Annotated in this window: 14 protein-coding genes and 2 pseudogenes; 11 read left to right on the forward strand and 5 right to left on the reverse strand. The window is 42.4% G+C overall.

The window, feature by feature from the left end; all coding sequences use genetic code 11:
* Positions 1-325 precede the first annotated feature (325 nt).
* The 3 genes from feoA (at position 326) to Xbed_RS06550 (ending at position 3265) form a co-directional block, all read left to right on the forward strand.
* Positions 326-553 (forward strand): ferrous iron transporter A, encoded by a 228-nt coding sequence (gene feoA / locus Xbed_RS06540; RefSeq protein WP_086112113.1) that lies wholly within the window; start codon positions 326-328, stop codon positions 551-553.
* 134 nt (positions 554-687) lie between these two features.
* Positions 688-3012 (forward strand): Fe(2+) transporter permease subunit FeoB, encoded by a 2325-nt coding sequence (feoB, locus tag Xbed_RS06545; protein ID WP_086112209.1) that lies wholly within the window; start codon positions 688-690, stop codon positions 3010-3012.
* 13 nt (positions 3013-3025) lie between these two features.
* Positions 3026-3265: a FeoC-like transcriptional regulator gene (locus tag Xbed_RS06550; RefSeq protein ID WP_086112114.1), complete on the forward strand. Its 240-nt coding sequence runs from the start codon at positions 3026-3028 to the stop codon at positions 3263-3265.
* 89 nt (positions 3266-3354) lie between these two features.
* Here the strand turns inward: Xbed_RS06550 and Xbed_RS06555 are convergent, their stop codons facing one another.
* From Xbed_RS06555 to Xbed_RS06565, 3 genes and pseudogenes are all read right to left on the reverse strand, one after another.
* On the reverse strand, positions 3355-4533 hold the full coding sequence (locus tag Xbed_RS06555; RefSeq protein ID WP_208612204.1) for an MFS transporter: 1179 nt from the start codon (positions 4531-4533) through the stop codon (positions 3355-3357).
* A gap of 361 nt (positions 4534-4894) precedes the next feature.
* Entirely contained in the window at positions 4895-5401 is a 507-nt protein-coding gene (locus tag Xbed_RS06560; RefSeq protein WP_086112115.1) for a hypothetical protein, read from the reverse strand.
* Positions 5402-5600: 199 nt separating this feature from the next.
* Positions 5601-6588, reverse strand: a pseudogene (locus Xbed_RS06565) (ISAs1 family transposase).
* 383 nt (positions 6589-6971) lie between these two features.
* Between Xbed_RS06565 and Xbed_RS06570 the strand changes: the two are divergent.
* The 6 genes and pseudogenes from Xbed_RS06570 (at position 6972) to Xbed_RS06590 (ending at position 11744) form a co-directional block, all read left to right on the forward strand.
* Positions 6972-7154, forward strand: coding sequence for a hypothetical protein (locus tag Xbed_RS06570; protein WP_086112116.1), 183 nt, complete (start codon positions 6972-6974; stop codon positions 7152-7154).
* 40 nt (positions 7155-7194) lie between these two features.
* A complete protein-coding gene (locus Xbed_RS06575; RefSeq protein ID WP_086112117.1) occupies positions 7195-8097 on the forward strand; it encodes a hypothetical protein in 903 nt (300 codons plus the stop codon).
* 44 nt (positions 8098-8141) lie between these two features.
* The gene (locus tag Xbed_RS06580) at positions 8142-8543 is read left to right on the forward strand and encodes a DUF1240 domain-containing protein (RefSeq protein WP_086112118.1); all 402 of its coding nucleotides are present in this window, start codon (positions 8142-8144) and stop codon (positions 8541-8543) included.
* 92 nt (positions 8544-8635) lie between these two features.
* Positions 8636-8767: pseudogene (locus Xbed_RS20665) on the forward strand (IS1/IS1595 family N-terminal zinc-binding domain-containing protein); the annotation flags it as partial.
* A gap of 267 nt (positions 8768-9034) precedes the next feature.
* Positions 9035-10222, forward strand: coding sequence for a multidrug efflux MFS transporter periplasmic adaptor subunit EmrA (gene emrA, locus Xbed_RS06585; protein WP_086112119.1), 1188 nt, complete (start codon positions 9035-9037; stop codon positions 10220-10222).
* Complete coding sequence (locus Xbed_RS06590; protein WP_422641381.1) at positions 10212-11744, forward strand: DHA2 family efflux MFS transporter permease subunit; 1533 nt, start codon at positions 10212-10214, stop codon at positions 11742-11744. Before emrA ends, Xbed_RS06590 begins: the two co-directional genes overlap by 11 nt.
* Here Xbed_RS06590 and Xbed_RS06595 read toward each other — a convergent pair.
* On the reverse strand, positions 11719-12621 hold the full coding sequence (locus Xbed_RS06595; protein WP_086112120.1) for a helix-turn-helix transcriptional regulator: 903 nt from the start codon (positions 12619-12621) through the stop codon (positions 11719-11721). The genes Xbed_RS06590 and Xbed_RS06595 overlap by 26 nt on opposite strands.
* A gap of 217 nt (positions 12622-12838) precedes the next feature.
* Between Xbed_RS06595 and Xbed_RS06600 the strand changes: the two genes are divergently transcribed.
* Positions 12839-13282, forward strand: a complete 444-nt coding sequence (locus Xbed_RS06600; protein ID WP_086112121.1) for an OsmC family protein — start codon at positions 12839-12841, stop codon at positions 13280-13282.
* A 51-nt stretch (positions 13283-13333) separates the two neighbouring features.
* On the opposite strand, the gene bioH is transcribed toward Xbed_RS06600, so the two are convergent.
* Complete coding sequence (bioH, locus tag Xbed_RS06605; protein WP_086112122.1) at positions 13334-14110, reverse strand: pimeloyl-ACP methyl ester esterase BioH; 777 nt, start codon at positions 14108-14110, stop codon at positions 13334-13336.
* Positions 14111-14148: 38 nt separating this feature from the next.
* Here bioH and gntX point away from each other — a divergent pair, with 38 nt between their 5' ends.
* Positions 14149-14832, forward strand: a complete 684-nt coding sequence (gntX, locus tag Xbed_RS06610; protein WP_086112123.1) for a DNA utilization protein GntX — start codon at positions 14149-14151, stop codon at positions 14830-14832.
* Positions 14833-14847 lie beyond the last annotated feature (15 nt).

Here is a 14847-nt window from a genome sequence, read left to right on the forward strand (position 1 = left end):
CGTCACCCCCATTATTGATGAAATGAATAAAGAAATAAAAACCAATCAACCCTGTTTATTGACAGAGCTTATTAATAAAGAAATTTTTCAGAATATTAAACAACCCTGCCAGCCATTTATTTTTCAATAAAATCATCATTAATTTGATTAATATCAAATTGTTCCCGCATTAACCCGTGTAAATAATCCGTATCGCATTTACGTATTATTATCATTCACAATCAAAATTCAGAGAAATTACCGCACTTTTTTCTTGTGAATTCCCCTTTATTGAGGATAATAATTCTTATAATCACTTATTTTTTCACTTCGAATGGAGAGTTATATGGTTCTTATTCCAGAACATAGATATAAAATTCTGGGATTTTCTCCAGAGATTAGCCCCGCTTATCGCCAGAAATTATTGTCCCTCGGTATGTTGCCGGGTTCAACATTTGAGGTCATTCGCTTCGCGCCATTAGGCGATCCAATACAAATCGAAACACGCCGGGTCAACCTGACTCTTCGTAAGCAAGATCTGGCCTTTCTTATATTGCATGAAGATTTGAACTAACAAAACGCTGAGTAGATGTGGTTCAGAACAATCATCACCCCAATATTTTTACCCCAAGCTATTTTTACGAAAGTACAACTATACGAAAGTACAACTAGAGTAAGAAGTCGCCTCCTAATTTGGCAGAAAGTATGATGAAACAATTAACCCTAGGTTTGATCGGTAATCCCAATGCCGGCAAAACGACGCTTTTTAACCAGCTTACCGGTTCCCGACAACGGGTGGGAAACTGGGCTGGCGTCACGGTAGAACGCAAGACGGGCCATTTTACCACCCATGACCATCAGGTCGATCTGGTCGATCTTCCCGGCACGTATTCCCTGACGACCATTTCTGAACAGACCTCCATTGATGAGCAAATTGCTTGCCACTACATCCTCAGTGGTGAAGCCGATATGTTGATCAATGTCGTCGATGCCTCGAATCTGGAGCGTAATCTTTATCTCTCACTGCAATTGATTGAACTGGGTATTCCCTGCATCATTGCGCTGAACATGCTGGATATTGCCCAAAATCAACGTATCAATATTGATATTGCAGCACTGGAACAACGCCTTGGCTGTCCGGTGATCCCGCTGGTTTCTACCCGCGCCACCGGAATCGATGCACTGAAAAAAGCCATCGACCATTACCCTAAAAATTGGCCGAAAAAATCGGAGACGGTGCAAATTGAATACCCTGATGCCCTATTGCAGGAAGTCAGGCACCTTTCCAGCCAGATGACCGGGACATTCAACCCACAACAGCGTCGCTGGCTCACTTTGCAAGTGCTGGAAGGTGATATTTACAGCCGTGATATTTCCGGCCTGACGCAGGGGCAGTTGGCTGAAAGCAAGGCACGCCTGCAACAACAGCAAATTGAAGAACCCGACCTGATCATTGCCGGCGCCCGTTACCAAGCGATTAGTGAACTTTGCCTGACCGTCATTGATACCCGATCAGCCATACCGAACAAACTGACCCAGATACTGGATACCGTTATCCTGAACCGCTGGTTGGGTGTGCCTGTCTTCCTGTTTGTCATGTACCTGATGTTTGTGCTGGCCATCAATATTGGTGGTGCCTTACAACCCATCTTCGAAGGCGCTTCGGCGGCCATTTTCATTGATGGGATGCAGTGGCTGGGTCATACCCTCCACTTTCCAAATTGGTTGACGGTATTCCTTGCCCAAGGCATTGGCGGGGGCATCAACACGGTACTGCCGCTGGTTCCCCAAATTGGCATGATGTACCTGTTCCTTTCCTTCCTTGAAGATTCAGGCTACATGGCGCGAGCCGCATTTGTTATGGATCGGTTGATGCAGTCCATGGGATTGCCGGGTAAATCTTTCGTCCCCTTGATTGTGGGATTTGGCTGTAATGTGCCTGCCGTGATGGGGTCAAGAACACTGGATGCCCCCCGTGAGCGCCTGATCACCATCATGATGGCGCCGTTTATGTCCTGCGGGGCAAGGCTGGCGATCTTTGCGGTCTTTGCGGCGGCTTTCTTTGGCAAAAATGGGGCAAGCATCGTTTTCTCCCTGTATCTCTTGGGGATTGCCATCGCCATCCTCACGGGCCTGCTGCTCAAATACACGATAATGCGGGGTGAAGCCTCGCCCTTTGTGATGGAACTGCCGGTCTACCATGTTCCACACACCAAAACCCTGCTGCTCCAGACCTGGCAACGACTGAAAGGTTTTGTGATCCGTGCGGGGAAAGTCATTGTCGCCGCCAGTATGTTTATCGGTGCCCTGAATAGCTTCTCCTTCTCAGGTAAAGCCGTGGATAACATTAACCAGTCAGCCCTGGCTTCCGTCAGTAAAGTGCTCACGCCTGTATTACAGCCTATCGGAGTGCATGCCGATAACTGGCAGGCCACGGTCGGGCTGATTACCGGAGCAATGGCAAAAGAGGTGGTTGTCGGGACGCTGAATACCCTGTACACCGCAGAAAACATCACCCAAGAGCCATTCAATCCTGATGAATTCAATTTACTGGCTCAATTAAAAGATTCGCTTGGAGAAACTTGGGACAGCCTGAAAGAAACCTTTACCTTGAGTGCACTTTCCAACCCGATAGAGGCCAGCAAAGGTGATGGCAATATGGATCGGGGTTCGATGGGAACCATGAGCGCCAAATTTGGCTCTGCCATTTCCGCTTACAGCTACCTCATCTTCGTGCTGCTATACGTGCCCTGTGTTTCCGTTATGGGAGCCATTGCACGCGAAACCAGCCGTGGCTGGATGCTGTTCTCCATCCTGTGGGGATTGAACGTCGCCTATTCACTGGCCGCACTGTTTTATCAGGCCACCACATTTTCTGCTCACCCGGCAAGCAGCCTGATCACCATTTTGGCCGTGATCCTGTTTAACGTACTGGTCTTTATCGGCTTACGCCGCGCACGCAGCAGAGTGACCGTCACGTTCAATAGTACCGCTGACCGTCACTGCGAATGTTCAAACGACAACTGTCATTAGTAGGAGCCATAAATTGATTAGCCTGCTGAACATCAGAAATACCGTTGCCCTCAAAGGGCGCACTGATGCACAGTCATTAAGCCATCAGTTTTCAGCGCCGCTGCCAATGGTAGAGGCGATGCTCAAGCAGCTTGTCACAATGGGTAAACTGGAGGAAGTGGATACTTCCTCCTGCCTCAGCGGTGGCTGCAAGCAGTGCCCGGAAACCCAGAAATGTGACACTAAGGCGTATCAGCTTGCGGTGAAAAAATAACACCGTGAAAAATAGAGGATTGCCCGCTTTATGCATTTGATTAAACGGGCAGCTTTTCTTTAAACAATTTTCTTTGAACAAATGACGACTCAATCAATTCTATTTTTTACCAAATCAGAGTAAATAGCGCAGGTTAGCCCCCCTACAGCCAGGCAAAGTATTAAGACGACGGTCATCCAGGGGTAGTGACTCGGCAATGTACTGGCAATAGCGCCAATCATAGCCGCCATCACTTGATGAATAAAACCACACAACGCAACCGGATAAGCCCCGCCAACAGGGGATTTCTCAATAGCAACCGACATACTGATAGGGTAGATAATCGCCACTCCGACAAGGGCAATGCAATACGGCAGCCAAAGCAGCCATGCAAGATAAAATATTCCCCCCAATAACATCGCAGAACAGCCGAACAACAATATTCCCAAGCCAATAAAAATGATTAACTGACGACCTTTTTTGACAACATAGCGACCAACTATCAAGGCACCCAAAAAATAGGCAATGGTAATCGGCCATCCCAATAAACCATATTCATAAGCACTCCATTGCAAAGCAGTTTGAAAAATAAATGGCGCATTGGTATTGAATGTAACGACGACACCATATCCCAATCCTCCCGCCAGCGCAGGCAAGAGAAACCGACGACATCGCACGACTTTGACGTAATTGAGTTTAGAAGAAAGGGAAGAAGGTGCTGACTGAACGTTAGGCAACGTGATATAAGAAAAAAATAGAGACAATACCAGCGTAGCAATAGCCAGACTGAAAAAGATAGCCTGCCAGCCCAAAAATTTTGTTACGGCTGCCCCAAGAAATTGCCCGATTCCTACGGAAATAACAAACGAAATCGAAAGCCATGCCAGACTTTTTGTTAACTGATCACCGCTAAAATTATCTTTGATTAATACACGAGACAGAACTGTCATTCCTCCCGCCCCAGCGCCTTGCAGGAAACGGAGGAAAATGAACATTTCCGCGTTACTGACCATTGGTATACAGAAACTGCACAGTGAATAAAAGAGTATGGCAATTAAAATCACCGTTTTTCTACCATACTTTTCACTCAAACTTCCCCAAATCAGCATCAATGCGGCCATACCAATTAAAAATGCCGGGAAAGACAAGGCAATATCCTGTTGCTGGCTAGATAACGTGTCAACAATCAATGGCAGTGCAGGTAAATACATCGAAATACCTAGCTGGGCCAAGAAAACGGTGATGAAGGAAATAAAGATGATATGTTCTTTTTTTACTTGAATTTTCAAATTAAATTCCTTATTAGCAAGTGATTTTTTATTCTATATTGGAGCTTGGCAATAAAAATCATGACGTAATCCAAAGTATCCCACTCAAGATTAAACAAAAAATAGCCACATAAAAAATAATTTTTTCCATTGCAGCCAAACTGCAAAATCAAGGTTTCTTCCTTATTAGCTGAGACAATATTTTTCGATATTAATAGACTGGGGATAGTAACATACCAAAAGAGTTACTTACGGTAATTAAATCGTGACCCCGTAAATAAATTTTCATAATAGTGACACACTGAAATTCCGAGCTTCCTTACTCCCCGCAGTGTGGGGAGTAAGGAAGTGTCCTACAATTTTGAAATTTCATTTACATGAGTTAGTTCCAAATACAGTCTTTTTTTTCTACGTCATAGGCATCCGTATTCTCTTCAAAATCGAATTGTTTTCCTTTTTTATTTATATATGTTAAACCATATACCCTTGCCCCCTGTGAAATAACAGTATAGGCTCCATTTATTTCTCCTTTAACTATCTCATTCCATACCGTCGTATTCACATATGGTCGATCCTCACTTAATATTTCAGATTCATCTTTAACGAGAAAAATCGGTATAGAAACAGGAGACTTCTCATACTTAACATAGCTAAGACTGACATTATCTTTTCCTGAATAAACATTAACCAGCTTTACATTTATTGGTTTTTTATTATCAGAAGTAAAACACCTAAATTCACTAGACCATTCAGAAGCAAAAACATTAAAAGACAATAGAGTTAAAATAAAAAAATAATTTTTATATACATTGTAATTCCCTCTTCTTCTTAGGACACTAATTATTTCGTTTATATAACTGGAAACATCACGGTTTTTTATTCCGTCCATTTTACACTTATTACTTGAACCCAGCCATCATTCACCAATAACAAAAAGGAGTGTTTATCACAATATCTCATTATTGAAAGCATGACTAAAATTAGATTATCAATGATTGAATCAGCCCCAACATCAGAAACCATAAATAAATCATGTTAGTTTCTGATGTTGGGATAACGTCAGGGCGCGAGCATACTTTGGTTAATATCTATCCAAAGAACACTTGTGCACGATAATCATCACTCCAGCCTGCTTTTTTAAGTTTATTTCTTTGGCTGGGAGCACCACAGTCACATTGTTTGACCATATTCAACACGATGCGCCGGAATAACGCCAAATTTTCAATGGCGCCGTCCAGTACAATACGTGGATCATCTTCTTTAAAAACCACATCAAGAATATAATGTTGGCTATTTTCAATCCGCCAATGCTGGCGAATGTAGTGTCCTAATAATTTGTGCCGGGGAGAAAGCGAGCTAATATAGTAGGACGTATCTACCGTGCCTTTACCCTTTTCTGACCGATGCCGTTCAACCGCAATGATACTGCGAATTGTCGGCCATTTTTCTGCCATTTCGGGGGAAAATTGAGGTTTAAGCTGGAAAACATAGCGTTCTTCCTTACGTCCATGCGCTTCTTGCTTAACTTCGGTGACAATCTTTTCTTTACCCGCATCAAACACCGCCTGAAATTGTGACTGGATAGCCGCCCATAGCTTAGGCTGATTTTTCTTTACCTGGACAAACGACACGGATTTCACCCTTTTTGGTGGTCGTGGCTTTCTGGCTCAATACCAATCCCCGTTCGGTATCATAGGCAGTGACCAGCTGGACCGCATTTTTCTTTTCATTCCGGTAAGCCCGTCTCAGGACTTTTCCGTCAAAGGCAATGATCGGTTTTCCGTCCAGCTCACGCTGTTCATTGACCCAGTTCAGCAACGCTTCCAGTAACGGATCCAGCTCGATAGCCCGGAGTATTCTCGCAATCGTATGTCGGCGGGGGATCCCGTGAGGAAAGGCGCGGTATTCTCTCAACCACTTAATTTTAGCCCGGCCATAAGTCTCAATGTCTTGCCACCCCTCGGCTCCTGCCATAATGGCACTGACAACGAGGAAAATAACATCAACCAAATCATACTGGCGATTGATATCAGAGCGGGTTTCTTTCACAACGGATAAATGTTCAATGAGAGTCATAGGTGAGTCATGAAGAGGAAAATAAAGCTGATTAGATCATGTCATTCGCCTTCATTCAAGAGACTTTAAAAAAGTATGCTCGCGCCCTGGTCGCAGCTATGGGCCTAGTATGTAACTGTTTTTTAAAACTTTTTATTAATGGTTAAGTGCGGAGCTGTTTAATCTTATCTGCGCTTAGCTTGTTACTAGTTTTTTAGAGGTTAAGAGTGTTTTATATGATTCATGATTTTTGATTGGAGTAAATAAAATTCTGTTAATTTACATTCATTCTTTATAAATAGGTTATTTTTAATTTTAAGATGTTATTGTCATTTGATTAATTTAAATATTTTTTATATAAAAATGTTCTTTTTTGGTGTTTTTGATATGAATAGGTATTTCGTATGGATAATAAAGATGAATTAATTGAAAGAATAAGTGAATTTCTCGCTAATAATCCCATAAGGTTAGAAGATAAGTTGGCTGTAATGATGAGATTTTGCTTTCAGCTTATGCCATCATCAAAAATCGATGGAGTAAATATGCGTACTTCTGATGGTCGAATTTTAACATTAGAATCAAAATAATTAACACATTAAATTATCTATTTTTTATGGAGATATTGGAATGAGTAGAAGGGATTTTGAAGAAGCGTTTATTGATCAATTTATGGTGGTTGATAATGGAACAATAAAACCACTATCTTATACGAAAGATTATAGAAGGAAAAACTTTTCTGAAATTGAAAGAAAATATTCCAATGCGTTATCTGACGTTGTGAAAAAAATGTGTGATGATGAAGAATATTATGTCGTGTTAACTCATAGTGATTTGGTTGATGCTGTAAAATATTCTTGTGGAAGTAATCCGAATTCATCATGGAAAGATAGTCTATTTTCAGTTGCAGATACTGTAACAACGTATGCAGGTAATGTATTGGATAGTTATGCTTTTATGCGATTAGCAAATGAATTAAGTAGTAATTTTGGCGTAAGAGTAACTGAATATGTCAATCGATATGGAAATAGAATGGTCAAGCTTACGGGACATGCTGGAGTCAGAAGGTTTTTAACCGCTACAAAATATAGGGCAGATCATTGGAAGGTGATAGATATCGGCATAGGAACACAAGCAATGCGAGAGGGAATAGCTACAGTATCTAGAAGAGTTATTATTGTTTCAGCTCTGTATAGATCAGCGGAGCTTTTATTTAGAGATGAGAATGATATTTATGATTTTTTTGGGAATATTACGATGGATGTAGCAAAAACTGCTGTTGGAGCTTTGGTTGGCCTTGGGGTTGTTGTTGGTGCTACTATTGCTTTGGGAGCAGGAGCTTTTGCTTTAGGTGTCGCTGTTGTGGCGTTAGCTGTTGGACTTTTTACGACTTGGGTACTATCTGAGCTTGATGACCGTTATAAAATTAGCAAAAAACTGATAAACTACATGCGTGAAAAGGAACTGGCTGAGGCTGATAAACTGGATTATCGTAAACAACCATTTGGTTATCCTTATCCACGAATAAAATAATATTAATTTATCATAATTGTGTTGGAAATAATAAAGAGGCCGGAATGGATAGTAAAAATAAATTAATTTTAGCAATTAGTATGTTTTTTTTATTTTTAATAATAAATGCGGCGCTCTTTTTTGCTGTTGATGAATTTTTATTGATTTATAATGTTTCGGATGTTATTGTTTTTTCGTGGAGGATGTTTGCAGTATTGGTTTTTTATCCTTTAATATTTTATTTTTGCACTTCTATGTTTTATTATTTGTTTTTTTTAAAGCTACCAAAGAACAATAATTCAATTTTTAAATTTTTTACATTTTTGGGTATTTTAGGTTTTGTAATTAGTTTCCCTTTATATTGGTACGGTGATTTAAAATTAAAAGAAAATGGATATATTACTTGTTATAAAAAATCGATAAGTGCCCCCCAAAAGTATGTAAAAAATGAAAAATTATGTGACTAAGCATATACATCATATGCTTAGTTTTATTTTTATAATGTTCTATCTTCCCAGATGCTTATGGTGTTCTTATTCTTTTTTAAAGGAGTCTCAAAATGACGGTGACGATAGAAGTGGCTTGTCGGTATTGTCACCAAACCGAACCAGTACGCAAACACGGAACAAGTAAAGCCGGATTTCCTCGTTATTATTGCAAGGATTGCCAAAAAACTTTCCAACTCAACTATCTTCAGATGCTTTTTCTGCACGCTTTCTGCTTGTTTTTAGTCACATCCTTTCCTACAACAACAAACCATCACAACATTCTCCGCCATCCAATTCAGCCAGATTATTCAATCCAATCACATCATTAAGTTATAAAGTCAATATATCGAACACCTTTAACACCAGAGAAGAGTGGTAAGCCTGTAATAGGGTAAATACGGCTATCTGACAATGGCAGATCAGAATAATTTTTTGGATGTACTTATTAATTCAATTACTCGGAGTGGAACATGGAAAACAGTCAAACTGAAAAAATGCCTGAAAAACCACACGGAAAAAATAATAAGAAAAAACGTAAGATAATACTTTCTGTTGTTGTATTACTTTTTTTGTTCGTTGGTTTCGCTTATCTATTTTACTGGTACACCGTATTACGCTTCTATCAAGCAACAGATAATGCTTATGTTGTCGGTAATCAGATTCAAGTCATGTCACAAACCCACGGCAGTGTGCAAAATATTTATGTTGATAATACCGATTTTGTTCAACAAGGAGATCTCCTGTTAACCTTGGATAGTGCTGATGCTGAGAATGCCTTCGAAAAAAGTCAGCACGCATTGGCTCAGGCAGTGCGTGAAACACAAGAAATTATCCTCAGTAACCCCAAACTACTCGCCAATGTGGAATTAAAACAACTTACCTTAGACAAGTTAAAAAGTAATCTGGCGCGACGGGAAAAACTAGGTAAGGCCAATGTCATTACGGCTGAAGAGCTGGATCATTCCCGTAAAGCCGTTGAGATTGCCAAGGCAGATTTAAAAGTCGCCATGCAGCAGTATAAAATCAATCAGGCTTTGGTGATGGGCACACCACTCAACAAGCTGCCGAAGATAGAAAAGGAGGCATCCCATTTACGTGAGGCTTGGTTGTCTTTACAACGTACCAAAATTTACGCGCCGGTAAGTGGGTATGTATCACGCCGTAGTGTCCAAGTTGGCGCTCAAATCAATCAATCTACGCCATTGATGATTATCGTCCCCGCTGACCAAATATGGGTTGAAGCGAATTTTAAAGAAGTCCAGTTCACGGATATGCGTCTGGGGCAGTCCGTCAAGTTAATCAGCGATTTTTATGGCGATAGTGTGACTTATCAGGGGCGTATTACCGGGATGGATATGGGAACCGGCAGCGCTTTCTCTATCCTCCCCGCGCAGAATGCGACAGGTAATTGGATTAAAGTGGTGCAGCGTCTCCCGGTACGTATTGAACTGGATCCAAAACAAATTGCCCTCAATCCATTGCGCATCGGTTTATCTATGCACGCAACGGTGGATACCAGAGAAACAACAGGGTCAACTCTCGCTAACAAAAATCCACAACGGATTATTTATCAGACTGATGTTCTTTCATTCGATCATCATGAGATAGATGAAATCATTGCACAAATCATAAAAAGCAACGCAAGTCATGAAAATTGAGGGGCACACCGCTATGGAATCTTTATCAGCCAGTCAACGCGGGTGGCTCATTCTGTCTCTGGCGATTATCGCTTTTCTGCAAATATTGGATTTGACGATTGCTAACGTCGCCTTGTCAACCATTGCCGGTGATCTTGGTTCATCCGTGTCACAAGGCACTTGGGTGATCACGTCATTTGGGGTTGCTAATGCAATCTCTATCCCGTTGACGGGCTGGTTGGCAAAACGGGTGGGTGAAGTCCGGCTGTTTATCATTTCGACCCTGCTTTTTATCGTTGCTTCCTGGCTATGTGGCATATCCAACAGCCTTGAAATGCTGATTATTACCCGGATTATGCAAGGTGCGGTTGCAGGCCCAATCATACCTTTATCGCAAAGTTTACTGTTAGCAAACTTTCCCAAGAACCAACACAGTATGGCTTTGGCCATCTGGTCTATGACCGTCATTATTGCACCGGTTTGTGGCCCGATCCTCGGTGGATGGATTAGTGATAACTATCACTGGGGATGGATTTTCTTGATCAATGTTCCCATCGGTCTGGCGGCTATTTTTATTACTTACTTGCTATTAAATAAACGGGAAACAAAAACTGAGGTTATTCCGGTTGATAAAGTGGGCTTAGTGCTTCTCATTGTCGGTATTGGTTGCCTGCAACTCATGTTAGACAGAGGAAAGGAACTTGATTGGTTTAATTCCAATGAGATCATCACGCTGGCTATTGTTGCAATGGTGGGGATTACCCTGTTTATTATTTGGGAGCTGACTGATGATAACCCGATTGTAGATTTATCGCTGTTTAAATCCCGGAATTTTACGGTGGGTACCCTTTGTATTAGTTTGGCGTTTTTGCTGCATATTGGTACTCTGGTCTTACAGCCTCAGTTGTTACAGATGGTTTTTGGCTATACCGCGACATGGGCTGGGCTAGCATTGGCACCTCTCGGCATTCTCCCTATTTTTCTAGCCCCGGTCATTGGCCGGTTTGGGGCTAAAATTGATATGCGTTATATAGTGACCCTGAGTTTTTTGGTCTTTGCTTTCTGCTTTTTTTGGCGAGCGTATACTTTTGAACCTGGCATGGATTTTTCCAGTGCAGCATGGCCACAGTTTGTACAAGGGATAGCGATTGCCTGTTTTATTATGCCACTCAATGTGATTATTTTATCTGATATTCCCCAAGAGAAAGTGGCCTCAGCCGGAAGTCTGTTTAACTTTTTTAGAACACTGGCGATATCGATAGGAGCATCGTTAACCAATACGTTATGGGTTCGACGCGAAGCAGTTCATCATTCTCAGCTCACTGAGAACATCACACAAAATAACGTTCTTGTCGATTTGGCTTATCAGGATATCAAGCTATTAGGGTTATCTGACTTACAGGCCACTATTTTTCTGGCAAAGAAGATCACTCACCAAAGTTTAATTTTGGCCGCTAACGAAATTTTCTGGCTGTTTGGTTTTATTTTCCTGACACTGATTTTGATCCTGTGGTTGTCTAGGTCAAATTTATCGCCTGCATAATCTGGGGATTGACCTCTTTTTCATGATTATTTTCCCTCTCGACCAGACCATGTATTGTCTGTTGATTGATGTTATGGCAGCACAGGGGCGTATTACATCTGAACGGTAAATTTTGTTGAATAATATGCTTAAGATCGGAGGGACGTATTCCATAAGCCATTTTGCAGGTCCGGCTAAAATGAGCGGTGTCAGAAAAACCACAGTTATTTGCGATCAAAGTTAAGGAATCGGTCATATGAATTTCTTCAATCGCATCACTTAAGCGTAACCATAGCAAATAAGCCCGAAAGTTGATTCCCAGTTGTTCGCGGAAAAGATGTAAAAAACGACTTTCAGAAAGGTAAATTTTATCCGCCACTTGACGGGATGAAATCCGCTTTACTGATAGCGATTCGATAAACGAAACCGCTTTCAAAATACGTTGATCAAATTGACAGTGGCATGGCAGGTGTGGGCTAAGTAGCAAATAAACCGTGAACATGTCGGGTTCTTCACCACCAAGAAACGACTTAACCAGATAATCTGTGACTGCCGCAATCTCATCATGCGCCAGCAAAATGACGGACAGATTCTCTGTGAGATGGCTGAATAAATGGTAGTGTTGATCAATCGGTTCAATAAGCAATGTCATGCTACAGGTATTGGCGGAATCCATCTTGTGCATGACGTTGGAACGGATCAGAAAACCCTGTGTAGAGTGAGTCTCATCCTGTATGGACAGGGCCAACAACTCATGGGCATGTAGAGAGAGGCTGAGTTGAATACAGGGATGCTGGTGCCACTCCGTTGATACATTGTAAAGAAAGTTTAATTCACTGGTAGCATGTTTATATTGCTGGATAAACCTCGTCGGGGCAGACGGAATATTTGATAGCATAACCTCAATCCTTATCAACAAAGCAGTGAGTGAATGTTGCCTATCTTAACTTGCAATGCTCTCGCTGGATGAATACCTTAATCTTTTAGCTGATATAGTCAACCAACCCAGTAACAAGACATAGTTTTATTAGTTTCATGAATATTGAAAAATAAAAAACAGTTCCTTATTATCTCATTTGCATTTCTTTCATTATTAATAACCTAAGGATACTAATATGCCTAAAGCGTTATTTACGGCAACCGTTGAATCGGCTGGCAATCTAAAAATGAAATGTTCATCACGGGGTTTTACTTTTCACGTAGACGAGCCGAAAAATCTGGGTGGAACGGATGAAGCGATGAATCCAGTGGAAGCATTACTGTCCACGTTGGGTGCATGTCAGTGTATTGTCGCAAAAAGTTTTGCCCGCAAGCATAAAATCAATTTGATCGATATTCAGGTTAACGTGGAAGGAGAATTGGATACCGATGGCTTCACTGGCAAAAATAAAAACGCCAAGCTGGGATTTTCCAAAATTACCTCCAAATTTTATGTTAAAGCTGATAATACTGAACAAGAGATCCGGGATTTTATTACGTTTGTCGAAAATCATTGCCCGGTTCTCGATACTATTGTTTATACACCTGAAATTGTGACCGAAGTTTATCCCGTCAAATAATATTTTTTATTACCCATAATTTTTTATGTTATGGGTAACTTTTAGCACTAATTACCATTCCATACCGCAAGCAAAGTCCGTTAATACTTCCACAAATTCATCAGGATGGGAAATAAAGGGGGCATGGGCCGCATGTCGCATAATAATGGAACGGGTATTCGGCCAATCACTGTCAAGCTGCGCAGCAATTTTACGGGGCACTAAACCATCAAGGTAACCATAAAGACGCAGGAACGGTAATGGGAGTTGTGACAGTTCTGCCCTTAAATCATCGGTGCGTAGGATTTCCAAACCCGCATTGAGTACCTCCACCGTTGGCATCGGCTGGTTCAAAATCACCGATTTCAGGACACGGGCGTCCTGACGGGCGCTTTCGGTTCCCAATGTCTGTAAGGCCAGAAAACGTTCGACGGTTTTCTGAAAATCTGCACTTAATTGATGTTCAAATGCACGCAAAACCTCCGGCTTAATCCCCGGCCAATCGCCATCGGTACTGAATTTCGGGGAGGAAGCGACGGTCACCAAACCCGCAACTTGTCCCGGATGATCCAGTGCAATCCGACTGGCAACCAATCCCCCCAGAGACCACCCCAACCACAGGGCATTTTCTGGTGCCTGCTGCCATACCGCCTCCGCCATGTCCGCCAGAGACATAGCAGGATACGGCTGACTGCGGCCATATCCCGGCAAGTCCACCAGATGCACGCGAAAATGCGAAGCCAAGCGCATTTCCACTGAACGCCAGACTTCCGCATTCAACCCCCATCCATGCAGCATCACAATATCGCGAGGTGCATCACCGATGGTCTGCCAAAACAGCTTCTCCATTGTTATTCTCATCTTATTTATCACCAAGGAAGATCACTATGCTAACAATGGTTGGATACTGTTGGCTATGCCATCAAAATTTGTACTTTGCCCATCATGGAATCTGCCATGTTTGCCATCAACAATTAAAACGGCTGCAACAGGTTTGCCCACGCTGCGCGTTGCCTGCCGGATCGCGGGGGGTTCCCTGTGGCCGCTGCCTGAAATCGCCTCCTCCGTGGCAACATTTGATCGCGATTACGGATTACGCCCCACCGTTAAACCAACTTATCCGACGATACAAGTATCATGCGACACCGCAACTCGCGACCGTGCTGGCCCGTTTGTTCCTGCTGCACTGGTTGCAGGGCTATCGTGAAGGCCGCTGGCACAAACCCGATCATATTCTGGGCATTCCTCTGCACCGCACAAAACGCTGGCAACGCGGTTTCGATCACATAGAATTAATGACTCACTCCCTGTCGCGCTGGCTGCAATGCCCGCATCAGCCCGATCTTTTGCAACGCTCACGTGCTACACTCTCGCAGCGGGGCTTATCTGCCGCCCAGAGGAAAACCAACCTTAAGCATGCCTTTCAATTGCGGGGAAATTTTACTGATCGACATGTCGCGATTTTTGATGATGTGATCACGACGGGCACAACGCTACATGAGGCTTCACAGTTGTTGATTCGTGCGGGCGCCCGCTCCGTACAGGCCTGGGCAATATGCCGAACCTTGTAGTTCCTTTATAAATGG

It is taken from the genome of Xenorhabdus beddingii, from assembly GCF_002127545.1.
Classification (GTDB): Bacteria; Pseudomonadota; Gammaproteobacteria; order Enterobacterales; family Enterobacteriaceae; genus Xenorhabdus; species Xenorhabdus beddingii.

Excerpts from the sequence above, each read along its gene's own strand:
- feoA (WP_086112113.1), top strand. The coding sequence starts at position 326 with ATGGTTCTTATTCCAGAACATAGATATAAAATTCTGGGATTTTCTCCA.
- feoB (WP_086112209.1), top strand. The coding sequence starts at position 688 with ATGAAACAATTAACCCTAGGTTTGATCGGTAATCCCAATGCCGGCAAA.
- Xbed_RS06560 (WP_086112115.1), bottom strand. The coding sequence starts at position 5,401 with ATGGACGGAATAAAAAACCGTGATGTTTCCAGTTATATAAACGAAATA.
- Xbed_RS06570 (WP_086112116.1), top strand. The coding sequence starts at position 6,972 with ATGGATAATAAAGATGAATTAATTGAAAGAATAAGTGAATTTCTCGCT.
- Xbed_RS06575 (WP_086112117.1), top strand. The coding sequence starts at position 7,195 with ATGAGTAGAAGGGATTTTGAAGAAGCGTTTATTGATCAATTTATGGTG.
- Xbed_RS06580 (WP_086112118.1), top strand. The coding sequence starts at position 8,142 with ATGGATAGTAAAAATAAATTAATTTTAGCAATTAGTATGTTTTTTTTA.
- emrA (WP_086112119.1), top strand. The coding sequence starts at position 9,035 with ATGGAAAACAGTCAAACTGAAAAAATGCCTGAAAAACCACACGGAAAA.
- Xbed_RS06590 (WP_422641381.1), top strand. The coding sequence starts at position 10,212 with ATGAAAATTGAGGGGCACACCGCTATGGAATCTTTATCAGCCAGTCAA.
- Xbed_RS06595 (WP_086112120.1), bottom strand. The coding sequence starts at position 12,621 with ATGCTATCAAATATTCCGTCTGCCCCGACGAGGTTTATCCAGCAATAT.
- Xbed_RS06600 (WP_086112121.1), top strand. The coding sequence starts at position 12,839 with ATGCCTAAAGCGTTATTTACGGCAACCGTTGAATCGGCTGGCAATCTA.
- bioH (WP_086112122.1), bottom strand. The coding sequence starts at position 14,110 with ATGGAGAAGCTGTTTTGGCAGACCATCGGTGATGCACCTCGCGATATT.
- gntX (WP_086112123.1), top strand. The coding sequence starts at position 14,149 with ATGCTAACAATGGTTGGATACTGTTGGCTATGCCATCAAAATTTGTAC.